Here is a 22,721-nt window from a genome sequence, read left to right as displayed (position 1 = left end):
TTGTAGGTAGTGATTCGCAAGCAGCGGCGAATCACCGAAAATCCGTCACATAACTAGCGCGCCGGGCCACCGAATCAAAGGGCGGGCCGGCAAAGCGATTCGACCGCGGACGAATCACCGGAAAAGGTCAGCGGCGCGGCGGCTTGCGCCAGACCTGACCATTCAGGAATTGCGACAACTGGTCGGACAAGGCGCCATGATCCTCGTCCAGATCCTTGGTGTCGTCATCCTCGAACCGTTCGATCCTGTGGCGGACCTGCCCGGTCTGGCGGAACCGCCATGTCAGTCCTTCGTCCGCCTCGCCTGTAATCTCGTTCTCCGCCCGCCAGATTTCCCGTTCCGAAATCGTCCTTGCCTCAAGACGGTCCAGGGCCTCGCGCAGGTCGGCGGCGGCCGCGAGCGATGTCTTGTCGGCGATCTGCATCGGAACCAGATTGGGATCGACGCGCAGGGTTTCAAGGCCGCGACGGCCGGACGCGCTCTCGGTGTGGCTGAGCAGGTCGAACAGAAGCGCCGCGCGGTCGGGATCCTGCGGGGTCAGACGTTCCAGCCGCGTTTCCACCTGCGGAACAAGGTCGGGATGCAGAGCGCAGATCAGCAGGCTCGCCCCCTCCAGCAGGGCGGCGGCCGCCTGCGGATCCATCGCCGCCGGAACCGGCAAGGGGCTGCGGGGAACCTGCGTCCCGTTTTGCCGGACAGGCTTGCGGCGATCCGCACGCGTTTCGCCACGTCGGGACGATCCGCCGAACAGATCCCATCGCTTTCGGCGCAACTCCTCGGCATAGTGGTTGCGGGTCAGGTCGTCGGGAATTCTGGCGATTGCGTCCTTCAGCCGCTTGTCCAAGGCGGCCTTGCGTTCGGGGCTGTCGAAGACCTGTCCTTCGGTTTCGCGTGACCACAGCAGATCGACAAGCGGGCGTGCCCCATCCAGCAGCGCGCCCATGGCGGCGGGTCCGGCGGCCTTGATGAGATCGTCGGGATCCTGGCCTGCGGGCAGAACGACAAAGCGCAGGGCCTGGCCCGGCCCGGTTATCGGCAACGCAAGGTCGATCAGCCGCCGGGCCGCCCGCTGGCCGGCGGCGTCGCCGTCAAGCGCGATCACGGGTTCGGGCGAAATCCGCCACATCAGGCGCAACTGGTCCTCGGTTATCGCGGTGCCAAGGGGGGCCACAGCGCCCTCGAAGCCCGCGCGCGCCAACGCGATCACGTCCATGTAACCTTCGGCCACGACCAGCCGCTGCCCCTTGGCAATCGCCGCGCGGGCGGGTCCGAGGTTGTAAAGATTGCGCCCCTTGTCAAACAGCGGGGTTTCCGGACTGTTGAGGTATTTGGCCCGCGCGTCCGGATCCATCGCCCGCCCGCCGAAACCGATGCAACGGCCCTGCCCGTCACGGATCGGAAAGATGATGCGGCCCCGAAAGCGGTCATAAGCCGCGCCGCCGCCGTCGGGCTTGACCGCCATGCCCGATTCGACGATCAGCGTCTCGTTGAAACCCTTGTCCCGCAGCGCAGCGGTCAGGGCCGTTCGGCTGTCTGGCGCAAAGCCGATTTCGAACCGTTCCAGGGCATCGGCGTCAAGGCCGCGACGGGCCAGATAATCGCGCGCCTCGGCGGCTGCGCCTGTCTGCAATTGCAGGCGGAACCAGCGGCAGGCGGCCTCGGTCACGTCCAGCAGGCGGGTGCGGCGATCGCTGCGTTCGCGGGCGCGGGGATCGGGCTGGGGCATCTGCAACCCCGCCTCGGCAGCCAGCAGCGTGACGGCTTCGATGAATTCCATCCCGTCGGCCTCGCGCAGGAACCTGATGGCGTCGCCCTTGGCCTGGCAGCCAAAGCAGTAATAATACCCCTTTTGGTCATCGCAATGAAAACTGGCGGATTTTTCCTGGTGGAACGGGCATGGCGCCCACCAGTCGCCGCGCGCCTGGTTCGACTTGCGCAGATCCCAGACGACCTTCTTTCCGATCACGCGGCTGATCGGAACGCGGTTGCGAATCTCGTCAAGAAAGCCAGGGGGCAAGGTCATGGGGCGATTATCGGGCTTGGCGGGCGTCAGCGTCAATCCGCGCCGACGGCCCCCCGGACAAGACCCCAATAGATGTCGCCGATGCGGCGCCGGTCCAGCCGACCGCCTTCGCGGTACCAGTTCGTCACGCCCGTCAGCATCGCGATCAACGCCATCGTCGCCAATCGCGGGTCGTCGATGCGCATGACCCCGGCGGCCATGCCGTCGCGCAGGATCGTTTCCAGCGCGGCCTCGTAACGGCTGCGCAAATCGGCGATCCGGGCAAAGTTCTGGGGCGTCAGGTTGCGCAGCTCCATATAGGACAGGAACACTGCATCGGGATGATCCAGGCTGGTGTCGATGTGAAAGCGGACGAAATGTTCCAGCCGCGCCAGAGGATCGCCCGGAATGTCCGTCCAGGCCGCCAGAAGATTCCGCATGTGGCTTTCCAGCAGGTCCAGCAACAGCGCCTGCTTGTCGGGCGTATAGGCATAAAGCGCCCCGGCCTGCACCCCCACGGCCGACGCGATCTGGCGCATCGATACGGCCGCATAGCCTTGGCGCGCGAACAGGCGGCGGGCCTGGTCGCGGATCAGGGGGCCGGTGACATCGGCGCGGGAACCTTGGGTGCGGGCCATGCGGTGTTCTAGCGCGCGGCAAGGCCGCGGGAAAGCCCGTTGCCCCCTCGTCAGGCAAGGCCTAGGCTTTGTCCCATGAAACATGCCCTGATCCTGTGCGCCTGCGTCGCCCTTGTGCCAGGCTGCGACGCCAGCCCCGAAGCCTATCCCCGCCTGCTGCCGACCGACCAGATCCTGGCGGAACCGACCCTGCCCGATCACGCCCCCGCTGCGGCGACATCGCCAGCGGTCGTCGATGCCCAGGCCGAGGCGCGCGCCGCAGCCCTGCGGCGGCGGGCCGATGCGCTGCGGGGTCCAGTGATCGAACCGGATGCCCTGGCGCGCATCCAAAGCGATTGATTGCCAACATGCAACCAATTTGGTAAAAAAATTTTACCAACTTGCGGAGAGTTTCATGCCCGTCGTCACCTCGATCGAAGATCTGAAGCGGATGCATCGCGCCCGCGCCCCGAAGATGTTCTACGACTATGCCGAATCGGGCAGCTATACCGAACAGACCTTTCGCGAGAACACGACCGATTTCGCCCGGTTGAAGCTGCGCCAGAAGGTGGCGGTGGACATGTCCAACCGCAGCATCGCATCCGACATCGCCGGATTGCCCGCCACGATGCCGGTGGCCCTTGCGCCGGTGGGCCTGACCGGGATGCAGCACGCCGACGGCGAAATCCATGCCGCCCGCGCGGCCGAAAAGTTCGGCGTGCCGTTCTGCCTGTCCACGATGTCGATCTGTTCCATCGAGGATGTCGCGGAAAACACGACCAAGCCCTTCATGTTCCAGCTGTATGTGATGAAGGACCAGGATTTCCTGGCCGCCATCATCGAGCGCGCGAAACAGGCCGGATGCAGTGCCCTGGTGCTGACGCTGGATCTGCAAATCCTGGGGCAGCGCCACAAGGATCTGAAGAACGGCCTGTCCGCCCCGCCCAAGCTGACGCTGCCGACGATGCTGGATCTGGCGTTCCGCTGGCGGTGGGGCATGGGGATGCTGCAAACCCGGCGGCGCGGGTTCGGCAACATCGTGGGTCACGCCAAGGGCGTCGGGGATACACGATCGCTCAGCAGCTGGACGGCCGAACAGTTCGACGAACGGCTGGACTGGGACAAGATCGCGCGCATCCGCGACATGTGGGGCGGTAAGCTGATCCTGAAAGGGATCCTCGATCCCGACGACGCGCGCCTTGCCGCCGACTTCGGCGCCGATGCGATCATCGTCAGCAACCACGGCGGCCGGCAACTGGACGGGGCGATGTCGTCGATCCGCATGTTGCCGCATATCGTCAAGGCCGTGGGGAACCGCGTGGAGATCCATCTGGACAGCGGCATCCGGTCCGGCCAGGACGTGCTGAAGGCCCTGGCCCTGGGGGCGCATTCGACCTGGATCGGCCGGGCCTGGATCCATGGCCTTGGCGCGATGGGCGAGGCGGGCGTCACAAAGGCGCTGGAAATCATCGGCAAGGAACTGGATGTCAGCATGGCGCTGTGCGGGGAACGCAACATCAAGGACATCGGCCCGCAGCATGTGATGATCCCCAAGGGCTTTCTGGATGAATACGACGTCCAGGCGCCGATGGGGACTTCACAAATCGCGCCCGTTGCCGTATAGGGCGCGACCTGTCGCCATGCACCCTTGGAGGATGGCGGCGTTCATAACCGATAGGAAGATATATCATGGCCAAAGAGATCCCTGATCTGGTGGCCGAGCCGCGCGCGGGGTCAGGCAAGGGGGCCGCCCGCCAAGCTCGCCGCGACGGCAAGGTGCCGGGCGTCGTTTACGGAGACCACAAGGATCCCGTCAACGTCCAGTTCGACTTCAACAAGCTGCTGACGCAACTGCGCGCCGGCCGGTTCATGTCCACGCTGTTCAACCTCAAGGTCGATGGGCAGGAGGACGTGCGCGTCATCTGCCGCGGCGTGCAAAAGGACGTGGTCAAGGATCTGCCGATCCACATCGACTTCATGCGCCTGCGCCGCACGTCCAAGGTGAACCTGTTCATCCACGTCGATTTCATCAATCACGAAAAATGCCCCGGCCTCAAGCGCGGCGGCACGCTGGTGACCGTGCGTCCCGAGGTGGAACTGATGGTGACGGCGGGCGACATCCCCGACCATATCACCGTCGATCTGGAAGGTCTGAACGTCGGCGACACGATCCACATCAACGACGTGGCATTGCCCGAAGGCGCGAAGGCGACCATCGACCGCAACTTCGTGATCGCCAACATCGCTGCGCCGTCCGCCCTGCGGTCCGGCGGCGACGACGAGCCTGCCGAGGCCGCCGCAGCCGAGGAGTGATCCTTTCCGGGTTGCACGATCATCGGGGCGGCGCCGCTGGCGCCGCCCCTTTCTATTTGCGGGCCGCTTTGCTAGCCCGTGTGCAGGAGGTCACATGGAACCAATCCATATCGTCGGTGCGGGCCTTGCCGGATCCGAGGCCGCGTGGCAGATCGCCCGCGCGGGCGTGCCCGTGGTCCTGCATGAAATGCGCCCCGCCAAGGGCACCTTCGCCCACAAGACCGGGGACTGCGCGGAAATGGTCTGTTCCAACAGCTTCCGGTCCGACGATGACGTGATGAATGCGGTGGGCCAGTTGCACTGGGAAATGCGCGCGGCCGATGGGCTTATCATGGCAATGGCCGACCGCCACAAGCTGCCCGCCGGAGGCGCCTTGGCCGTGGATCGAGAGGCGTTTTCCGCCGCCGTAACCCAGGCATTGCACGCCGAGCCGCTGATCCGGATCGTTCCAGGCGAAATTGCCGACTTGCCCGCCGATGGAAACTGGATCGTGGCCACGGGACCGCTGACGTCGGACACCTTGGCGCAGGCGATCCGGTCCGTGACAGGCACCGACGCCCTGGCCTTTTTCGACGCCATCGCACCCATCGTCCATGCCGACACCATCGACATGTCCGTGGCCTGGGAACAAAGCCGCTATGACAAGGGCGAAACCGAGGCCGAACGCCGCGCCTATATCAACTGCCCGATGGACCGCGCCCGATACGAGGCATTCATCGACGCGCTTCTGGCCGCCGAAAAGACCGAGTTTCACGAGGGTGAGACCGCAGGCTATTTCGACGGCTGCCTGCCGATCGAGGTGATGGCCGAACGCGGGCGCGAAACCCTGCGCCACGGTCCGATGAAGCCGGTCGGGCTGACAAACGCCCACAAGCCGGATGAAAAACCTTACGCGGTGGTTCAACTTCGCCGGGATAATGCGCTGGGAACGCTTTACAATATCGTCGGCTTTCAGACCAAGATGAAATACGGGGCACAGACCGAGGTCTTTCGCATGATACCCGGCCTGGAGAATGCCGGGTTCGCCCGGCTTGGCGGCATCCATCGCAATTCGTTTCTGAATTCGCCCACATTGCTGGACGATCGGATGCGCTTGCGGCTGCGCCCGAACCTGCGCTTTGCCGGACAGGTCACGGGGGTCGAAGGCTATGTCGAAAGCGCCGCCATGGGATTGCTGGCGGGCCGGATGGCGGCGGCGCAGGCGCGGGGACGCGACCTGCCCCCACCCCCGGCGACCACGGCCACGGGCGCCCTGGTCCACCACATCACCGGCGGAGCCGAGGCCAAGACGTTCCAGCCGATGAACGTCAACTTCGGGCTGTTTCCGCCGCTGGAGGAGATGCGCAGCGGCCGGAAGGGCCGCAAGGACCGATACCCGGCCTATACGCAGCGGGCCAAGGACGACTTTTCCGCATGGCTGGCGCCCCAGTAAGACGCACGCGCTTTGCGCCCTCGCCCACGGGGCTGCTGCATCTTGGCCATGCCTATGCGGCGCTTGTGGCACAGCATTCAGCCGATCCCGGACAGTTCCTGTTGCGTATCGAGGATATCGACCGCGACCGTTGTCGTCCCGAATACGAAGCCGCGATTTACGCGGATCTGGCTTGGCTGGGTCTGACATGGCAGCAGCCGGTGATGCGGCAGTCGGACCGGATGGCGGCCTATCGCGATGCATTGGCACGGCTGGCTCCGCTGACGTATCCGTGCCGATGTCGTCGCGGCGACATCCGCGCGGCGCTGTCGGCGCCGCAGGAAGGCGCCCTGCCCGCCGGTCCCGACGGGCTGGTCTATCCCGGCACCTGCCGGGTACGCCGCCTGTCCGACGCCGAACCCGGCGACGTAATCCGGCTGGATGCCGCGCGCGCCTTTGATGCCTTGGGCCGGGACCACGTCGCCTTCCGGGATCAGGCGATCCTGCCCGGCCAGAACCATGCCCTGTTCCGCGATCAGTTCCTGAATGGCATCGGCGATGTGATCCTTTCGCGGCGCGGCATGGGCACGTCCTATCACCTTGCGGTCGTGGTGGACGACGCGGCGCAGGACATAACTGTCGTCACGCGCGGAAAGGATCTGTTCGATGCAACCTGGGTCCACGTTCTTTTGCAACGGCTGCTGGATTTGCCAACGCCGCTTTACCATCACCATCGATTGATCCGCGACGACGCCGGCAAGCGGCTGGCGAAACGCGACGATGGCCGCGCCATCCGCCATTACCGCGACGACGGCGCGACCCCGCAGGACATCCGCCGCCTCATCGGATTCTAGGCCATCGGTGCCATGACCTCGACCTCGGCATCATTGCGGATCGCGGTGTAAAAGCAGCTTCTCCGGTTGGTGTGGCAGGCGGGACCGGTCTGGCGCACCATGGCCAGCACGCAGTCGCGGTCGCAATCGATCCGCAGTTCCACCAGTTCCTGCATATGCCCCGACGTTTCGCCCTTGATCCAGAACGACCGGCGGGATCGGGACCAATAGGTGACGCGCCCGGTTTGCAGGGTGCGGGCCACGCTTTCGGCGTTCATCCAAGCCATCATCAGAACATCGCCGCTGTCCGCATCCTGGGCGATGGCCGGGATAAGGCCGTTCGCATCGTATTTCAGGCTGGCGGGGTCGAACATCGGGTTTCCTTTCAAGGGGCGCGTCCTTATCTAGGCCAGAGGCAGCGCAAGGAAAAGACCGATGGCCGACAGCGACCTGATGCAGCTTTATTCACGCCGGATCCTTGCGCTGACGACCGCTATTCCGCATCTGGGGGTGCTTGCGGACTTCGACGGCAAGGCCATGCGCCGGTCGCCCCAGTGCGGATCCTCGGTCACGGCCTATGTCGCGATGGACGGGGACCGGGTCGCCGATTTCGCGCAAGAGGTTCGGGCCTGCGCGCTTGGGCAGGCGTCGGCCGCGGTTCTGGGCCAGGCCGTCATCGGCCGCAGCCGGGCCGAGATCGCGGATACCCGTGACGCGCTGCGCGCCATGCTGACCCTGGACGGCGCGCCCCCGGCCGCGCCTTTCGCCGATCTCGAAGCCTTGTGGCCCGCGCGCGAATACCCCAACCGCCATGCCTCGATCCTGCTGGCCTGGGATGCGACCCTGGACGCGATCGCCCAAGCCGGAGCATGAAAAAACCGGCCCGCAAGGGGCCGGCAGTTGCGCGTGCAGGAACCTGACGAACGCACAGGCGGGGCGTCGTCACAGCAACGCGGGGCAGAGTTCAAGCTTGCAGGATGGCGGGAAGCCACAGGACGATCACCGTCGTGACGGCCAGGGACGTGACGCCGAGCAGATCGGAAGCGAATTCACGGGACATGGGAAACTCCGGTTTGTTGCCTCTTTGTTCCCATATTAACGACGTTCTGTAAAGAACATTTTAGGAACTTTGCTATCCGACCGAAATCAGCCGAATGGCTTCGTCCTGGCTCATCAACCACATGAGCAGTCTGATTGCCTGTCCCCGCTGGCTTTCCAGCCCCGGATCCCGGTCCAGCAGCGTGCGCGCATCCTGCCGCGCGACCGCCATCAATCCTGCCTGATGTTCCAAGTCGGCGATTCGGAATCGCGGCAGGCCGGACTGGGCCGTGCCGATGACATCGCCCGCGCCACGCATGGTCAGATCGACTTCGGCAATTCGGAATCCGTCATCGGTATCACGCAGGGTGGTCAGGCGCTGCGCCCCACTGTCGTTCAGCGGCGGATGATACATCAGAAGACAGGTCGAGGCGCCCTGCCCCCGCCCGACCCGGCCGCGAAGCTGATGCAACTGCGCCAACCCAAAGCTTTCGGCCCGTTCGATCACCATGATCGTCGCCTGGGGCACGTCCACCCCCACCTCGATCACCGTGGTTGCGACCAACAGTTGCGCCCGCCCGCTGGCGAAATCGGCCATCGCCGCATCGCGCTGATCGGGGGGCATCTGGCCATGGACCAGACGCACGGCATCGCCGAAGTGCGCCCGCAGCGATTGAAACCGGGCCTCGGCCGCAGTCAGGTCGCTGACCTCGCTTTCATCGACCAGGGGACAGACCCAGTAAGCCCGCGCGCCTTGGTCCAGCACGCGGCGCAACCGCGCCGTCACCTCGTCCAGGCGCTGATCGCTTATCATCACCGTGGTAATCGGCTGGCGCCCCGGCGGCTTTTCGTCCAGAACCGAGATGTCCAGATCGCCATATTGCGTCAACGCCAATGATCGGGGGATCGGGGTCGCGGTCATAATCAGCATGTCGGGCGGCACCTGACCCTTGGCCGACAGTTCCAACCGTTGGGCCACGCCGAATCGATGCTGTTCATCGATGATCGCCAGTCGCAGGTCATGGAAATGAACGTCTTTCTGGAAAACGGCGTGGGTGCCGACCAGAACATCGATCCGCCCCAGCGCCAGATCCTCCAGCAGTTGCGCGCGCAAGTCCCCCTTGTCACGCCCGGTCAGGGCGGCCAACCGGATACCGGCAGCCCTTGCCAAAGGCTCCAACGCACGGGCGTGCTGACGGGCCAAGATTTCGGTCGGCGCCATCAGAACGGCCTGCCCGCCAGCCTCGACGGCGATCAGGGCGGCCAGCATCGCCACCAGCGTCTTTCCCGATCCCACATCGCCTTGCAACAGCCGGTTCATGCGCTGGTCGCTGGCCATGTCGGCGGCAATTTCGTCAACGGCACGGCGTTGCGCGCCCGTGGGCGGCCATGGCAGGCCGTCCAGAACCGCGCGCCGCAGCGTCCCGGCGCCCCGGCTCGGACGGCCCTTCAGCCGCCGTCTTTCGCGGCGAACAAGGGCCAAGGTCATCTGATGGGCCAGGAATTCGTCATAGGCAAGCCGAGCCCGCGCCGGGGCATCCGGGGACAGATCGTGCATCGACTGCGGATCATGGGCCTGGCGCAGCGCGACCGCCAGATCGGGCCAGCCGCGCTGGGCCACAAGCTGGGGGTCGATCCATTCGTGAACGGGCGGCAACCGGGTCAGCGCCGCCGCGATCGCCTTTGTCATCGCTCTCTGCGTCAATCCGGCAGACAGGGGATAGACCGCCTCGAACTCTGGCGGCAAAGGCTCGTCCTCTTTCTGGATATGGTCGGGATGAACCATCTGGGCCAAACCGTCGAACAATTCGATCCTGCCGCTGACGATGCGGCGCGCCCCCGTCGGCAGCTGGCTTTCGATCCACTCCTTGCGGGGATGAAAGAACACAAGGGTCATGTCGCCTGCCCCATCACCGCATTGCACACGCCACGGGCGACCACGCGACGGCGGCGGGAAATGCCGGCCGACGGTCACGGCCAGCGTGACGATCTCGGGCGGGCGGGCATCGCCGATGCGGGCGATCCGGCGACGGATGACACCACTTGCGGGCAAGGTGAGGATCAGGTCACGCGGCCGTTCGATCCCCATCTGCGCCAGCGCGGCACGGCCTTTCGGGCCGATGCCGGGCAAGGTATCCACATCCGAAAACAACGGGAACAACGCCGGTGGACGGCCCTTGGGCTGCGTCATGAGCGGCCCGCGATCCGCAGCCATTCATCCTCGTCGATGACCCTGACTCCCAATCCGGCTGCTTTCGCAGCCTTGGAGCCGGCACCCGGCCCGGCAATCAGCATATCGGTCCTGGCGCTGACGGAACCCGCAACCTTGGCGCCCATCGCCTCGGCCCGCGCCTTGGCCTCGGCCCGTGTCATCCGTTCCAGCGTGCCGGTGAACACCAGCGTCTTGCCGGTGATTTCGGTCGTGCGCGCCTGACGGACCGTGGCCGGGATCACCTCGATCCGGTCCAGCAGCCGGTCGATGCCGCGCCGTTCGGCGCCCTGGGTCAGGGTGGTGACAAGCGATTGGACCAGGATCGCACCCATGCCGTTGATGGCGGTCAGTTCGGTCCAGTTCGGGCTGTTGGCCATGGCCGCCCGGCGCGAGGCATCATCCGCAACGAAGGCCGGTTCGCGCGCCGCCGCGTCCACTGCGGCGATCAGCCTGTCCCATGTGCCGAAATGCCGGGCCAGAATGCCGGCCGCGACTTCGCCGACATGGCGTATGCCAAGGGCAAAGATCAACCTTTCCAGAGGAATGCTGCGCTTGTCCTCGATTGCTGCAAACAGTTTTTCGACCGACCGCGCGCCGAAGCCGTCGCGGTTCTTCAGCCTGGCGATGTTGCGGGAATCACGTTCGGCCAGGGTGAAGATGTCGGCGGGTTCCCGGATCGGCAGGGTCGGGTCGGAAAAGAACATCTCGATCTGCTTGGCGCCAAGCCCGTCGATGTCGAAGGCCGCGCGGCTGACAAAGTGCTTCAGCTTCTCGACCGCCTGGGCGGGGCAGACCATGCCGCCGGTGCAGCGGCGCACCGAATCGCCCGGCTCTCGGATTGCATCCGACCCGCATTGCGGACAGGTTCGCGGAAAGACATAGGGCTGGCTGCCGTCCGCCCGGCGCGAGACATCGACATCGGCGATCTTGGGGATCACATCGCCCGCGCGATACACCTTGACCCAATCGCCCGGCCGGATGTCGCGCCCGTCGCGGATTGGCACGCCGGTGCTGTCGCGCCCGGCAATGTAATCCTCGTTGTGCAGCGTCGCGTTCGATACGACGACGCCGCCGACGGTGACAGGCTCCAGACGTGCGATCGGGGACAGCGCGCCGGTGCGGCCGACCTGGATGTCGATGCGGTCAAGGCGGGTCCACGCCGTTTCGGCCGGAAACTTGTGTGCCAACGCCCAGCGGGGCGTGGTCGACCGAAATCCAAGCCGTGCCTGATAGCCAAGGTCATCGACCTTGTACACAACCCCGTCGATGTCATAGCCCAGCGTTGCGCGCTGCTGTTCAATATCGGTCCAGACGGCAATCATCTGGTCCGCGTTGTCGCACAGCCGCATCAGGGGATTTGTCTGGAAACTAAGCCGCGCCAGCCGCTCGACCGCGGCCATTTGCGTCGCGGCCAGGGGTTCGCCGACCTCTCCCCAGCCATAGGCGAAGAATCGCAGGGGGCGCAAAGCGGTGACGGCCGCGTCGATCTGGCGCAACGAGCCGGCGGCGGCGTTGCGCGGGTTGGCGAACACCTTGCCGCCATCCGCGGCATTCAGCCGTTCGAAATCGGCATGGCTCATGTACACTTCGCCCCGCACCTCGAGCACGGCGGGGGCGGCGCCTGCCAACCGGTGCGGAATGTCAGCGATCGTTCGGGCATTGGCGGTGACGTTTTCGCCAACCGCGCCGTCCCCGCGTGTGGCCGCCTGGACCAAAGCCCCATCCTCATAGCGCAGCGAGAGGGACAGGCCGTCGATCTTGGGTTCCGCCGTAAAGGCCAGCCGACCGTCGCTCAGACCCAGGAAACTGCGGATCCGGGCCACGAAGTCATGCACGTCCTCGGCGCTGAAGCCATTTTCCAACGACATCATGCGCTGCGCGTGAAGGATCTTGCCGAACCCTTCGGCCGGCGCCGCGCCAACTTTGCGGGATGGACTGTCCTGTCGGGCAAGGCGGGGAAAGGCCGCCTCCAACGCCAGCAGCCGCTGTTTCAGGGCGTCATATTCCGCATCGGACAGCACCGGGGCGTCATGACGATGATAGTCGTCGTTGGCCTGGGCGATTCGAGCCGACAGGTCGGCGATTTCTTCGCCCGCGCGCTTTTCATCCAGGCTGGCGATATCCGCCAGAGCCTGTGCGCCCTCGTCCTGTCGCTGTTCGGTCATCGCCGCCTCCTGCCTGTCGTCGTCCATTCTATACGACGGCAGGCAAGGAATTTCCCATAGGCCGCGGCGCCATCAAGGCCACAGCCGCCTGGGATCAGGCGCCGATGGCCAGCCGTTCCGCATTGGGCGTGGGTTCGCGCAGAACATAGCCCCTGCCCCAGACCGTTTCGATATGGCTGTCGCCGCCAATCGCCTCGGACAGTTTCTTGCGCAATTTGCAGATGAAGACATCGATGATCTTCAGTTCCGGCTCATCCATGCCGCCGTAAAGATGATTGAGGAACATTTCCTTGGTCAGCGTCGTGCCCTTGCGCAGGCTGAGCAGTTCCAGGATCTGGTATTCCTTGCCGGTCAGGTTCACGGCCTTGCCCTTGACCTGCACCGAACGGGCATCCAGATTCACCACGATCTCGCCCGTCTTGATGATCGCCTGGCTGTGGCCCTTGGACCGGCGGATGATCGCCTGGATACGGGCCTGCAATTCCTCTCGGTTGAACGGCTTGGTCATGTAATCGTCGGCGCCGAAGCCAAAGCCGCGCAGCTTGCTTTCGGTATCGTCCGATCCGGTCAGGATCAGGATCGGCGTATCGACCCGCGCCAGGCGCAGATGACGCAGAACCTCCATCCCGTGCATGTCGGGAAGGTCCAGATCCAGAAGGATCAGATCATAGTCGTAAAGCTTTGCAAGATCGATCCCTTCCTCGCCCATGTCCGTCCGAAAGACATTATAGCTGGCAGCGGTCAGCATCAATTCGATTGCCCGCGCCGTGCTGGGATCATCCTCAACCAACAGAATTCGCATGAAAGTCGCCCCGATTCTTGTCTAAGCTGGTCCCACCATCGGCCCATAAGGTTAACATGTCGTTACCTATGGTGGTTAAATCGGGAAAACGCAACCTAAGGTTGTCGAAAACGCTGGATGGCCGTCACTTTCAGGGCGGCACGGCCATGTTTCTGAACGGCGATCGCCCAGCCATCCAGTTCCTCCTCGGACAGGCCCCATCGGCGCAGGGCCTCATCCTTTCTGATGAGGCCGTGGCTGACGGCGTTGACCACGGTTTCCTTGCGGCTGGCCACCCAGCGGGTATCTTCGGGCGGCAGATCGGCCACGCTCAGGATCCTGCCGTCGGGCAGCACCACCGTGCGAGGAGCGTCGGTTTTTTTCAAGAACATCCCACCTGTCCTATGTCGCATGGCGTGACATTGCCCCACCCCCCTTAAGACGAGGTTGAGGATCGCAGGTTTCCGTCCGCTTGACGGGTTGAGAATAGACAGCATTTGCCTATATTTCGAAGCAATCATCATCCGGGAACCGCCATGACGCTTCATCACCGCGCCCCCGCGCTGAACAGCCTGGGCTTTGCCAAATCCCCCGCGGATACGCGGGTGGTGGTGGCGATGTCCGGCGGCGTGGACAGTTCCGTCGTGGCGGCCAAGCTGAAATCCGAAGGCTATGACGTCATCGGCGTGACCTTGCAGCTTTACGATCATGGCGCGGCACTGGCGAAAAAGGGCGCCTGTTGCGCGGGCCAGGACATTCAGGACGCGCGCCGGGTGGCCGAGCGGATGGGATTTCCCCATTACGTCCTGGATTACGAGAACAAGTTCCGCGAATCGGTGATCGACGAGTTCGCCGACGCCTATCTGGCGGGCGCGACCCCGGTACCCTGCATCCGCTGCAACGAACGCGTCAAGTTCCGCGACCTGCTGGAAACCGCGCGCGATCTGGATGCCGATTGCATGGCGACCGGGCATTATATCCAGCGCAAGGGCGGCGCGGGGCGGGCCGAACTGCACATGGCCGCCGATCCGAATCGCGACCAGAGCTATTTTCTGTTTTCCACGACTCAGGACCAACTCGATTTCCTGCGCTTTCCCCTGGGTCATCTGGCCAGCAAGGCGGACACGCGCGCCTTGGCGGCCGAATACGGCCTGGCGGTGGCGGACAAGCCCGACAGTCAGGACATCTGCTTCGTGCCGAACGGCAATTATGCCGCCGTTATCGAGAAGCTGCGCCCCGACGCGGGCAAGCCGGGAGAGATCGTGGACATGGACGGCACTGTCCTGGGCCGGCATCGCGGCGTGATCCACTACACCATCGGTCAGCGGCGCGGGCTTGGCATCGGGGGCCTGGGCGATCCGCTGTATGTCGTGCGGCTGGATCCCGACGCGCGACGCGTCGTCGTCGGGCCGAAATCGGCGCTGGCCACGACCATCGTGCCGATCAGCGAGGTGAACTGGCTGGGCGATCAGCCCTTTGCCGGAGAAATACCGGTCATGGTGCGCATCCGGTCCACCCGACCCCCGCGTCCCGCGATCCTGCGGCCCGTCGATGCCACCCGCGCCGAGGTCGAGCTGCTGGATCCCGAGGAAGGCGTCAGCCCTGGACAGGCATGCGTGTTCTACGAACCAGGCGGCAGCCGCGTGCTGGGCGGGGGCTGGATCACGCTGCGGCGTCGGAAAGCTGCCTGATCCGCTGCACCATCGCCCGCAGCCCGTTCGACCGTTGCGACGACAGGTGTTCATCCAAGCCCAGCCGTGCCAGTTCTGCCTGCGCGTCGATCCGGCTCACCTGCCCCACCGGCACCCCGGAATACAGCGCGTGCAGCACCGCGATCAACCCGCGCACGATCATCGCGTCGCTGTCGCCCTGGAAATCGAAGCGGCCTTTTTCTATCCTCGGCATGATCCAGACCTGGCTGGCGCAACCCTCGACCTTGGTGGCGGGGACTTGCAAGGCCGGGTCCATGGGCGGCATGGCGCGGCCAAGCTCGATCACGTGGCGATAGCGATCTTCCCAGTCGTCGAGGAAGTCGAAGGTCTCGGCGATGTCTTCGAAGGCTTGGGTTGCCATGGCGGGATCCTTTCGGCCTTAGGTAATGCGTCCCGGCGCCAAGGTCAAAGTGCCTTTATCCGCGCGCCGATTTCGCCTAACAGATCGAAAACGCCCGAGGGATGGTGACATGATGAAATTGACCGCGCCCCTGCTGATCGCCACCATGGCTCTTGTCGGTTGCGGGCGTCTTGGCGACAGCCGCTGGAACCCGCTGTCCTGGGGGTCCGCGCCGGTCCGGACGCTGGAACCCGAAGGCGGCTATGCCCAGACCTCCGACACCCGCCCCCTGATCCCCCAGATCATCGCCGCCCGGTGGGAGCCGCTGAACGAAGGCCGCCTGCTAGTGGTCGAGGGCTTTGCGCCGGTGCGCGGCTATTCCTCGGTCGCGCTTGTGACGGCCCAGCCCCAGCCGGGCGGCCGTCTGGCGCCGGATGCGGACGGAGTGCTGCGTCTGCGGCTGGTGGGTGTGCCCCCGGCGCCGGGCAGCGCCGCCGCCCTGCCCGCCCGCCCCGGCGTCGATGAGATCAGGACGGCGATGGCGATTTCTTCGGTGCAACTGGCGCGGATCGCGGCGGTGGAGATCACGAGCGCGGGGAATGTGGTAAGGTTAGGGCGTTAGGGTGCGAGATTTGACACACCCTTCTATGGTATTAACCCGTGCGAACACATGCTCGCTTTACATCAAGCAGGCTTTTCAAACGGGTTTTTATTCTCCCGAGGAGTTGCCTCGAAGGGATTACCCCCTTCTGGAACCTCAAATGGGTTCTTGTTGTTTGGCCCTGTTTTCGTCTGGCGCCAACATTCTGAAGCCAAACCTAATGCTTGAGAACTTCCAACAAGATCAATGGCATAATTATCGCCATTGGGGAAAATCACAGTAGCCTCACTACCAAAGCGCAAACCATCAAAGATTTTCTCGTATTCTTCTCTAATCGGAACAATCTGAAGGACACTTGTAGTCGGTGCTGCATCAGCAGCGTCTTTATCAAAGGAATATGCAACACCAACATAATTTTCTGGGCCAATTACTATTGCAATAGGCCCTAACATTTGTCCATAAGGCAATGCTAGTTCGTCGTTAGCCATAACAAAGTCCATCTGCTCTCCATATAGACGGACAGTGAAGAAACCGTTTCTATAAGCTCTTGTGGCCGCACAAGCCCTTATCGTTCCTGCGCCGCGACCTTCAATAAGTTCGAATTCCCAAGCATGTGATGCTACTGGAGTTGCGAGAGTAACTACTGCAAACAAAGAAATCCAGTTCATGACAGTCTCATGCGGCTTTTGTCTACACTTCACCAGACCAGCCGACGTGGGTCAACAAGGTAGTAATTAAACTCAGTTCGATTGTGATCTATCTACTCAACCCCCCGCTCACACTCGGCACATCCCCCGCCGCGAACCCATAATGCCTCAACCAGCGCAGGTCGCTTTCAAAGAACGCCCGCAGATCCGGGATCCCGTATTTCAGCATCGCGATCCGGTCGATGCCCATGCCGAAGGCAAAGCCCTGCCACTGGTCGGGGTCGATCCCGCCCGCGCGCAGCACGTTCGGATGCACCATCCCGGACCCGAGGATTTCCAGCCACGAATCCCCCTCGCCGATCTTCAACTGGCCACCGGACCAGTCGCAGCGGATGTCCACCTCGGCCGACGGCTCGGTGAAGGGGAAATGGCTGGCGCGAAAGCGCAGTTCGACCTGGCCCACCTCGAAGAAGGCGCGGCAGAATTCCTCGAGCGTCCATTTCAACTGCGCCATGGAAATGTCGCGGTCGATGGCCAGACCCTCGACCTGGTGGAACATCGGCGTGTGGGTCTGGTCCATGTCCATGCGATAGACGCGGCCGGGGCAGATCACGCGGATCGGCGCGCCCTGGTCCTGCATGGCCCGGATCTGCACCGGGCTGGTATGGGTGCGCAGGACATGCGGCGGGCGGGTGTCGCCGGGCGCGCGGTGCAGGAAGAAGGTGTCGTGTTCCTGGCGCGCGGGGTGTTCGGGTGCGATGTTCAGCGCGTCGAAATTGTACCAGTCCGATTCGACCTGAGGGCCTTCGGCGACGGCAAATCCCATGTCGGCAAAGATCGCGGTGACTTCTTCGGTCACCTGGCTGATCGGATGGATCGTGCCGCGCGGACGCGGGCGGCCGGGCAGCGTCACGTCCAGCCATTCGCCCGCCAGCCGCGATTCCAACGCGGCATCGTCCAGCGACAGCTTGCGGGCGCGCAGGGCGGCGTCCAGTTCGTCGCGCAATTCGTTCAGCGCGCGGCCGGTGGTCTGGCGTTCCTCGGGCGTCATCCGGCCCAGTTCGCGCATCTTCAGGCTGATCTCGCCCTTCTTGCCCAGGGCGGCCAGGCGCACCTCCTCGATCGCGGCCGGATCGGCGGCGCCGTTGATGCGGTCAAGCCATTGCTGGCGCAGGGGGGTCAGATCGTCCATCGTGATGCCTCGCGTGTCGTCACGCTGCGGTTAGCATCTGCGGCGCCGGGGGAAAAGCCTCAGCGCGGCGCGACATTCAGCCAGACCCCGCCGTGCGGGCGCAGGGTCAGGATCATCCGGGGCTGCGGATCGCGGCCGGGGATGGCGGTGAACCGGAACCGGGCCAACAGGGTCGCCAGGATGATGACCGCCTCGTGCAGGGCGAAACTGGCGCCGATGCAGATGCGGGGGCCTGCGCCGAAAGGCAGATACGCATAGCGGTCGGGCATGGTCAGGAAGCGATCGGGATCGAAGGTGTCGGGGCGGTCCCACAACAGGTGGTGGCGATGAAGGGCATAGATCGGCAGCATCACGGTATCGCCGGGCAAAACGTCCCGGCCGCAAAGCCGGTCGGCAACCTGCGCCGTCCGCGACAGGAAGGCGGCAGGGGGATACAGGCGCAACGCCTCGTTGACAATCCGCTGGATCAGCGGCAGCCGGGGCAGATCCGTGGCCAAGGCCGCCTGATCGCCCAGGACTCCCCCAGCCTCGGCAGCGGCGGCGTCCTGAACGTTTGGATCGAAGGCGCACAGATACAGCGCCCAGGCCAAGGTCAGGGCGGTCGTTTCATGCCCGGCGACAATGAAGGTCAGCAGGTTGTCGCGCAGTTCGTCGCGCGTCATCGTGCGGCCCGTTTCCGGGTCGGCGGCATCCAGCAGCAGATCCAGCAGATCGGGCACACCGTCGGCTTTGGGATTTGCGGCGCGACTGTCGATGGCCCGGTCCGCGATCTGCTTCATGCGGTTGAGACCGGGCCGCGAGAACATCCGTCCCGGCCGGGGGATCCAGCCCGGCAGGCCCATCACGTCCAGAAGCGACACTTTGGCCGTTTGCGCGATATAACCGTCGATGGCATAGTGGACGGCATCGCGATCGAAGGCACGGTCACCGGACAGGGTCACGTCCGAAATGACCTCGAAGGTGGCGGCCACCGTTTCCTCGAACAGATCGACAGGGCTGCGGGCGGCCGCCAGGCGGCGGGACGACGCCTGGGCGGCGGCGGTCATGATCGGGCCAAGCGCCTGGACATGGCGAAGCGCAAAGGCGGGGGCCACGGCGCGGCGTTGCCAACGCCATTGCGCCCCTTCGGCGACGAACAGGCTGTCGCCGATTGCCGGTTCAAGGATCAGCTTGGTGACGTTCGACTTGGGATAATCCTCGACCCGATCCTTCAGGATGTGGCGCAGCGTCGCGGGATCCATGACCATGTGAAATCGCACGCCGGTCTTTCCGGACACGATCGGCTGACGGGTCGCAATCTCGGGGATGAGTTCCAGAAGATTGCGCCGGGCGGTCAGCGCAGTGCCGACGATGCCCAGAGGCTGGCGGGCAAGGGCAACCTTTGTCGGTTCACTCGGCATCCCAAGGGCTTTCCACGCTATGGTCCAATGGCACTGGGCCGGCAGCAGTCAGACAGTTTCTGCATCCGCCGCAACAGCCTGCGGAAAAGGGAAGGCCCGCCATCGTCCGGCGGGCCTTCGATTCCCAATCAAGCCCGGTCTTGGTTTCAGGCGGCAGCCTTGCGTTTGCGCAGCAGCCCGAAGGCGCCCAATCCAGCCAGCAGCAGACCGCCCCCGGCAGGCAAGGGCACAGGCGCGATGCTGGCCACGCTGGTATCGACCGTAACCGAATCCACGTCAAAGCCGTTGAAGCTGCGTGTCCAACCGAATTCGCGCGTTGTGACGTCCACGAAGCGCAGGTATTCAAAGCCTTGCGCAAGATACAGGGTGGTCGATGCGGCCGTGTTGAACACCGTGTCCACAAAGGTCGTCACGCCCTGAAAGATCGAATACACATCCACCGCTTCGTAATGGCGGTTGCTGCTGGCGGGCCTGTTGTACGTGTATTCCTGCACCGTCACCGTCGCGCCTGGTCCGATCCTGGCGGAATCGAAGGCCAGCGTAAGCTGCCCGCCAAGGCCCAAGGTATAAAATTCGCCGTCCATCTCTCCCAATGCCTTGCGGGAATCGATCTCGCTTTTCTTGCATTCTTTCCGAGAGAGTTTGGAACAGGTGCCATAGGCAGTCTGATCCTCGATGACCTGGCTAGCGGTATAGGTCGCGGCCTGTGCTGTGCCCGCGCCCAATGCAATGGTCGCAGTCAGCATGCCTGCGCAGAGGTTGTGGTTGATCATTACGTACCCTTTTTACCCATACGAAAATTCGACCAATTTTGGTCGTGAAAGCCAACGCTTTACGGGAACTGTAGTTCACCAAACAGGTTCCCTTTCATCAATTATCTTTGATTGCCGGGCAAAAAGGCAGCAAACCACTGGTGTGGTTGTCAAATGTGGAAAAGCCCGCCTGTTGGCGGGCTATTTGAACAAATAGGCTGGCCGCGAATCAGGCGGCTGCCTTGGCCTTTTCGACGATGGCGCCGAACGCCTCGGGTTCATTCACGGCCAGGTCGGCCAACACCTTGCGGTCGACCTCGATCCCGGCTTTCGCCAACAGGTTGATGAACCGCGAATAGGTCATCTCGGCATCCACCAGACGGACGGCGGCGTTGATCCGCTGGATCCAAAGGGCGCGGAAATTGCGCTTGCGGGTCTTGCGGTCGCGGGTGGCGTACTGGTTCGCCTTGTCCACGGCCTGGGTGGCGGTGCGGAAGTTGCGCGAACGGTTGCCATAGTAGCCTTTCGCCGCGTCAAGAACCTTCTTGTGGCGGGCGTGGGTGACCTTGCCGGATTTAACTCGTGCCATTATTCAGTCCTCGCGATCAGCGGTTATAGGGCATGTATTTCTTGACGATCTTGGCATCCGCGTCGCAAAGGACGGTGGTGCCGCGCGCATCGCGAATGAACTTCGTCGTGCGCTTGATCATGCCGTGGCGCTTGCCGGCCTGGCCGGACTTGACCTTGCCAGAGGCCGTGAACGAGAACCGCTTTTTCGCGGCAGACTTGGTCTTCATCTTCGGCATTTTCATCTCCTTGATCGAAGTGAACGTGCGACTCGGCAATGCCATCGTGGCCGGCCGCACGGGCAGGAAGCGCGCCGTATAAGCGCGCCTTGTGGTGATGGCAAGCCCTCAGGGCGTGGTGCTGGCACCGACCAGCCGATCCCAGGCTTGCGGGATCTGGTCAAGGGCAAAAGGCTGATCGGCCAGATAAACCCCCGCGAAGATCGCCGCGATGCCCAGCACCAGCAGGATCGCGGCCGCGCGTGGGGGCTGGGTCCGCAGCAGTTGCACGACGGCGGCAATGACCGACAGCAGACACAGGGCCACGCCGCCCAGCAACAGAAGATCCGACATAAAAGTCCCCGTGATGATTTGTCCGCCGCGGGCTTATTCTGGATCGGACGCGAAGATCAAGCGTTCGTCGCAAGGCGCGATGCGCACGATGTTGGTGCTGCCCGGCACGTTGAAGGGCACGCCCGCGATCACGACGACCTGCCGGGATTCATCGGCAAAGTTGAATTCGCGCGCCGCGCGGGTGGCATTGACCACCGCTTCCTTGAAGCGCGACAGCTGCGGGGTGATGACGCAATGCGTGCCCCAGGTCAGGCACATACGGCGCAGAACCGATTCGACATGGGTCAGCGCGATGATCGGCACGCGCGGCCGTTCGCGCGCGACCAGGCTGGCGGTCTTGCCCGATTGGCTAAAGGCGCAGATGGCGGCGATGTCGGTCGTTTCCGCGATCTCGCGCGCGGCGGTCACGATGGCGTCGGCCACGCTGTGCAGCTTGTTTTGTCGCGAGGCCTCGATGATGGCGCGATAGTTGCTGTCGGCCTCGACCGACCGGGCCACATTGTCCATGGTGCGCACGGCCTCGATGGGATAGGCGCCGGCCGCGCTCTCGGCCGACAACATCACCGCATCGGCGCCTTCGTAGATGGCGTTGGCCACGTCGCTGACCTCGGCCCGCGTGGGCATCGGACTGTCGATCATGGATTCCAGCATCTGGGTCGCAACGATCACCGGCTTGGCTGCGGACCGGCACTTGCGCACCAGCCGTTTCTGGATGGGCGGGACCGAATAGATGGGCAGTTCGACGCCCAGATCGCCGCGCGCGACCATGATCCCGTCAGATGCGGCCAGGATTTCCTCGAAGGCATCGACGGCGGCGGGCTTTTCGATCTTGGACAGGATCGCGGCCCGTCCCTTGGCCAAGGCGCGCGCTTCCTCGACATCCGCGGCGCGCTGGACAAAGGACAGGGCCAGCCAATCGACGCCCAGTTCGCAGGCGAATTCCAGATCCGCGCGGTCCTTGCCCGACAGCGCCGCCAGGGGCAGCACCACGTCCGGGACGTTCACGCCCTTGCGGTCGCTGATGGTGCCGCCGACGGTCACGACGCAGTTGGCGAAATCGCGGCCGCAATCCTCGACCCGCAGACGGATCTTGCCGTCGTTGACCAGCAGGTTGCTGCCCGGAACCAGGGCCGCGAAAATCTCGGGATGGGGCAGTTGCACCCGCTGGGAATCGCCCGGCGCCGCGTCCAGATCAAAGCGGAACCGGTCGCCTTCCTCCAGATCATGCGCACCCGCCGCGAACTGGCCCACGCGCAGTTTCGGCCCCTGCAAATCGGCCAGAATGGCGATGGGACGGCCGGTTTCCGCCTCGACCGCGCGGATGGCATCGTAACGGGCGCGATGGTCGTCATGGCTGCCATGGCTCATGTTCAGGCGGAACACGTCGGCGCCGGTGTCGAACAGCGCACGGATCATGTCCTTGGCGCTGGAGGCAGGCCCAAGGGTTGCCACGATCTTCACATTGCGGTGCCGTCTCATCCTGTCGCCCTTCTCTGTTTGCGCTAACTATGATCCAGTTTGCCCGCCGCCGCAACTGGCGTCCCGCCACACCATGCCATAGACATC

The 22,721-nt window shown here is 64.1% G+C and carries 24 protein-coding genes; 8 read left to right on the top strand and 16 right to left on the bottom strand.

The annotated features are described in order from the left end of the window. Positions 1–127: 127 nt before the first annotated feature. Entirely contained in the window at positions 128–2,023 is a 1,896-nt protein-coding gene (gene dnaG, locus CHB77_RS11305; RefSeq protein ID WP_089388328.1) for a DNA primase, read from the bottom strand. A gap of 32 nt (positions 2,024–2,055) precedes the next feature. Then, positions 2,056–2,640 (bottom strand): TetR/AcrR family transcriptional regulator, encoded by a 585-nt coding sequence (locus CHB77_RS11300; RefSeq protein ID WP_089388327.1) that lies wholly within the window; start codon positions 2,638–2,640, stop codon positions 2,056–2,058. 75 nt (positions 2,641–2,715) lie between these two features. On the opposite strand from CHB77_RS11300, the gene CHB77_RS11295 reads away from it, so the two are divergent. The 5 genes from CHB77_RS11295 to gluQRS all read left to right on the top strand — a co-directional run bounded on the left by CHB77_RS11295 (position 2,716) and on the right by gluQRS (position 7,197). Continuing rightward, positions 2,716–2,979, top strand: a complete 264-nt coding sequence (locus CHB77_RS11295) for a hypothetical protein (RefSeq protein WP_089388326.1) — start codon at positions 2,716–2,718, stop codon at positions 2,977–2,979. A gap of 55 nt (positions 2,980–3,034) precedes the next feature. Beyond that, positions 3,035–4,243 carry an alpha-hydroxy acid oxidase gene (locus tag CHB77_RS11290; protein ID WP_089388325.1) on the top strand — a complete coding sequence of 403 codons (1,209 nt, stop codon included), beginning with the start codon at positions 3,035–3,037 and terminating at the stop codon, positions 4,241–4,243. A gap of 65 nt (positions 4,244–4,308) precedes the next feature. Then, positions 4,309–4,932, top strand: coding sequence for a 50S ribosomal protein L25/general stress protein Ctc (locus CHB77_RS11285; protein WP_089388324.1), 624 nt, complete (start codon positions 4,309–4,311; stop codon positions 4,930–4,932). Positions 4,933–5,026: 94 nt separating this feature from the next. Continuing rightward, positions 5,027–6,364 (top strand): methylenetetrahydrofolate--tRNA-(uracil(54)-C(5))-methyltransferase (FADH(2)-oxidizing) TrmFO, encoded by a 1,338-nt coding sequence (gene trmFO / locus CHB77_RS11280; RefSeq protein WP_089388323.1) that lies wholly within the window; start codon positions 5,027–5,029, stop codon positions 6,362–6,364. Next, positions 6,346–7,197, top strand: coding sequence for a tRNA glutamyl-Q(34) synthetase GluQRS (gluQRS, locus tag CHB77_RS11275; protein WP_089388322.1), 852 nt, complete (start codon positions 6,346–6,348; stop codon positions 7,195–7,197). Before trmFO ends, gluQRS begins: the two co-directional genes overlap by 19 nt. Here gluQRS and hisI read toward each other — a convergent pair. After that, on the bottom strand, positions 7,194–7,550 hold the full coding sequence (gene hisI, locus CHB77_RS11270) for a phosphoribosyl-AMP cyclohydrolase (RefSeq protein ID WP_089388321.1): 357 nt from the start codon (positions 7,548–7,550) through the stop codon (positions 7,194–7,196). The two genes, gluQRS and hisI, sit on opposite strands and share 4 nt — an antisense overlap. Before the next feature lie 61 nt (positions 7,551–7,611). On the opposite strand from hisI, the gene CHB77_RS11265 reads away from it, so the two are divergent. Then, positions 7,612–8,049 (top strand): iron-sulfur cluster assembly scaffold protein, encoded by a 438-nt coding sequence (locus tag CHB77_RS11265; RefSeq protein ID WP_089388320.1) that lies wholly within the window; start codon positions 7,612–7,614, stop codon positions 8,047–8,049. A 259-nt stretch (positions 8,050–8,308) separates the two neighbouring features. On the opposite strand, the gene recG is transcribed toward CHB77_RS11265, so the two are convergent. From recG to sciP, 4 genes are all read right to left on the bottom strand, one after another. Continuing rightward, positions 8,309–10,405, bottom strand: coding sequence for an ATP-dependent DNA helicase RecG (gene recG, locus CHB77_RS11260; RefSeq protein ID WP_089388319.1), 2,097 nt, complete (start codon positions 10,403–10,405; stop codon positions 8,309–8,311). Beyond that, positions 10,402–12,591, bottom strand: a complete 2,190-nt coding sequence (gene ligA / locus CHB77_RS11255; protein ID WP_089388318.1) for an NAD-dependent DNA ligase LigA — start codon at positions 12,589–12,591, stop codon at positions 10,402–10,404. The genes recG and ligA overlap by 4 nt, the downstream gene beginning before the upstream one ends. Positions 12,592–12,685: 94 nt before the next feature. Then, entirely contained in the window at positions 12,686–13,393 is a 708-nt protein-coding gene (ctrA, locus tag CHB77_RS11250; protein WP_089388317.1) for a response regulator transcription factor CtrA, read from the bottom strand. A 95-nt stretch (positions 13,394–13,488) separates the two neighbouring features. Further along, positions 13,489–13,764 carry a CtrA inhibitor SciP gene (gene sciP, locus CHB77_RS11245; RefSeq protein WP_089388316.1) on the bottom strand — a complete coding sequence of 92 codons (276 nt, stop codon included), beginning with the start codon at positions 13,762–13,764 and terminating at the stop codon, positions 13,489–13,491. Positions 13,765–13,908: 144 nt separating this feature from the next. Between sciP and mnmA the strand changes: the two genes are divergently transcribed. Further along, positions 13,909–15,063 carry a tRNA 2-thiouridine(34) synthase MnmA gene (gene mnmA / locus CHB77_RS11240; RefSeq protein WP_089388315.1) on the top strand — a complete coding sequence of 385 codons (1,155 nt, stop codon included), beginning with the start codon at positions 13,909–13,911 and terminating at the stop codon, positions 15,061–15,063. On the opposite strand, the gene CHB77_RS11235 is transcribed toward mnmA, so the two are convergent. Beyond that, a complete protein-coding gene (locus CHB77_RS11235; protein WP_089388314.1) occupies positions 15,035–15,445 on the bottom strand; it encodes a SufE family protein in 411 nt (136 codons plus the stop codon). The genes mnmA and CHB77_RS11235 overlap by 29 nt on opposite strands. 109 nt (positions 15,446–15,554) lie before the next feature. On the opposite strand from CHB77_RS11235, the gene CHB77_RS11230 reads away from it, so the two are divergent. Beyond that, positions 15,555–16,046, top strand: a complete 492-nt coding sequence (locus CHB77_RS11230; RefSeq protein ID WP_089388313.1) for a hypothetical protein — start codon at positions 15,555–15,557, stop codon at positions 16,044–16,046. Positions 16,047–16,108: 62 nt separating this feature from the next. Here the strand turns inward: CHB77_RS11230 and CHB77_RS18065 are convergent, their stop codons facing one another. The 8 genes from CHB77_RS18065 to pyk form a co-directional block, all read right to left on the bottom strand. Beyond that, positions 16,109–16,693, bottom strand: coding sequence for a hypothetical protein (locus tag CHB77_RS18065; RefSeq protein WP_131023354.1), 585 nt, complete (start codon positions 16,691–16,693; stop codon positions 16,109–16,111). 88 nt (positions 16,694–16,781) lie between these two features. Further along, entirely contained in the window at positions 16,782–17,864 is a 1,083-nt protein-coding gene (gene pheS / locus CHB77_RS11225; protein WP_089388312.1) for a phenylalanine--tRNA ligase subunit alpha, read from the bottom strand. 59 nt (positions 17,865–17,923) lie between these two features. Beyond that, positions 17,924–19,264, bottom strand: a complete 1,341-nt coding sequence (locus tag CHB77_RS11220) for a cytochrome P450 (protein ID WP_089388311.1) — start codon at positions 19,262–19,264, stop codon at positions 17,924–17,926. Between the two features lie 146 nt (positions 19,265–19,410). Next, the gene (locus tag CHB77_RS11215) at positions 19,411–20,037 is read right to left on the bottom strand and encodes a VPLPA-CTERM sorting domain-containing protein (RefSeq protein ID WP_089388310.1); all 627 of its coding nucleotides are present in this window, start codon (positions 20,035–20,037) and stop codon (positions 19,411–19,413) included. 208 nt (positions 20,038–20,245) lie between these two features. Beyond that, positions 20,246–20,605, bottom strand: a complete 360-nt coding sequence (gene rplT, locus CHB77_RS11210) for a 50S ribosomal protein L20 (protein WP_089388309.1) — start codon at positions 20,603–20,605, stop codon at positions 20,246–20,248. A gap of 16 nt (positions 20,606–20,621) precedes the next feature. Beyond that, positions 20,622–20,822, bottom strand: coding sequence for a 50S ribosomal protein L35 (gene rpmI, locus CHB77_RS11205; RefSeq protein ID WP_089388308.1), 201 nt, complete (start codon positions 20,820–20,822; stop codon positions 20,622–20,624). Between the two features lie 108 nt (positions 20,823–20,930). Then, positions 20,931–21,155 (bottom strand): hypothetical protein, encoded by a 225-nt coding sequence (locus CHB77_RS11200; protein ID WP_089388307.1) that lies wholly within the window; start codon positions 21,153–21,155, stop codon positions 20,931–20,933. A gap of 33 nt (positions 21,156–21,188) precedes the next feature. Next, positions 21,189–22,634, bottom strand: coding sequence for a pyruvate kinase (pyk, locus tag CHB77_RS11195; protein ID WP_089388306.1), 1,446 nt, complete (start codon positions 22,632–22,634; stop codon positions 21,189–21,191). Positions 22,635–22,721: the final 87 nt, after the last annotated feature.

Source organism: Paracoccus sediminis, assembly GCF_900188295.1.
Taxonomy (GTDB): Bacteria; Pseudomonadota; Alphaproteobacteria; order Rhodobacterales; family Rhodobacteraceae; genus Paracoccus; species Paracoccus sediminis.
The sequence above is the reverse complement of the archived record's forward strand: the minus strand, read 5'-3'. Positions and strand labels throughout refer to the sequence as shown.

Bases quoted from the DNA above. Each gene is read 5' to 3' on its own strand.
- CHB77_RS11300 (WP_089388327.1), bottom strand. From the start codon at position 2,640: ATGGCCCGCACCCAAGGTTCCCGCGCCGATGTCACCGGCCCCCTGATC.
- dnaG (WP_089388328.1), bottom strand. From the start codon at position 2,023: ATGACCTTGCCCCCTGGCTTTCTTGACGAGATTCGCAACCGCGTTCCG.
- gluQRS (WP_089388322.1), top strand. From the start codon at position 6,346: ATGGCTGGCGCCCCAGTAAGACGCACGCGCTTTGCGCCCTCGCCCACG.
- CHB77_RS11220 (WP_089388311.1), bottom strand. From the start codon at position 19,264: ATGCCGAGTGAACCGACAAAGGTTGCCCTTGCCCGCCAGCCTCTGGGC.
- CHB77_RS18065 (WP_131023354.1), bottom strand. From the start codon at position 16,693: ATGAACTGGATTTCTTTGTTTGCAGTAGTTACTCTCGCAACTCCAGTA.
- mnmA (WP_089388315.1), top strand. From the start codon at position 13,909: ATGACGCTTCATCACCGCGCCCCCGCGCTGAACAGCCTGGGCTTTGCC.
- rplT (WP_089388309.1), bottom strand. From the start codon at position 20,605: ATGGCACGAGTTAAATCCGGCAAGGTCACCCACGCCCGCCACAAGAAG.
- recG (WP_089388319.1), bottom strand. From the start codon at position 10,405: ATGACGCAGCCCAAGGGCCGTCCACCGGCGTTGTTCCCGTTGTTTTCG.
- trmFO (WP_089388323.1), top strand. From the start codon at position 5,027: ATGGAACCAATCCATATCGTCGGTGCGGGCCTTGCCGGATCCGAGGCC.
- pheS (WP_089388312.1), bottom strand. From the start codon at position 17,864: ATGGACGATCTGACCCCCCTGCGCCAGCAATGGCTTGACCGCATCAAC.
- CHB77_RS11200 (WP_089388307.1), bottom strand. From the start codon at position 21,155: ATGTCGGATCTTCTGTTGCTGGGCGGCGTGGCCCTGTGTCTGCTGTCG.
- pyk (WP_089388306.1), bottom strand. From the start codon at position 22,634: ATGAGACGGCACCGCAATGTGAAGATCGTGGCAACCCTTGGGCCTGCC.
- ctrA (WP_089388317.1), bottom strand. From the start codon at position 13,393: ATGCGAATTCTGTTGGTTGAGGATGATCCCAGCACGGCGCGGGCAATC.
- ligA (WP_089388318.1), bottom strand. From the start codon at position 12,591: ATGACCGAACAGCGACAGGACGAGGGCGCACAGGCTCTGGCGGATATC.
- hisI (WP_089388321.1), bottom strand. From the start codon at position 7,550: ATGTTCGACCCCGCCAGCCTGAAATACGATGCGAACGGCCTTATCCCG.
- CHB77_RS11285 (WP_089388324.1), top strand. From the start codon at position 4,309: ATGGCCAAAGAGATCCCTGATCTGGTGGCCGAGCCGCGCGCGGGGTCA.
- CHB77_RS11295 (WP_089388326.1), top strand. From the start codon at position 2,716: ATGAAACATGCCCTGATCCTGTGCGCCTGCGTCGCCCTTGTGCCAGGC.
- CHB77_RS11215 (WP_089388310.1), bottom strand. From the start codon at position 20,037: ATGATCAACCACAACCTCTGCGCAGGCATGCTGACTGCGACCATTGCA.
- rpmI (WP_089388308.1), bottom strand. From the start codon at position 20,822: ATGCCGAAGATGAAGACCAAGTCTGCCGCGAAAAAGCGGTTCTCGTTC.
- CHB77_RS11265 (WP_089388320.1), top strand. From the start codon at position 7,612: ATGGCCGACAGCGACCTGATGCAGCTTTATTCACGCCGGATCCTTGCG.
- CHB77_RS11290 (WP_089388325.1), top strand. From the start codon at position 3,035: ATGCCCGTCGTCACCTCGATCGAAGATCTGAAGCGGATGCATCGCGCC.
- sciP (WP_089388316.1), bottom strand. From the start codon at position 13,764: ATGTTCTTGAAAAAAACCGACGCTCCTCGCACGGTGGTGCTGCCCGAC.
- CHB77_RS11235 (WP_089388314.1), bottom strand. From the start codon at position 15,445: ATGGCAACCCAAGCCTTCGAAGACATCGCCGAGACCTTCGACTTCCTC.
- CHB77_RS11230 (WP_089388313.1), top strand. From the start codon at position 15,555: ATGATGAAATTGACCGCGCCCCTGCTGATCGCCACCATGGCTCTTGTC.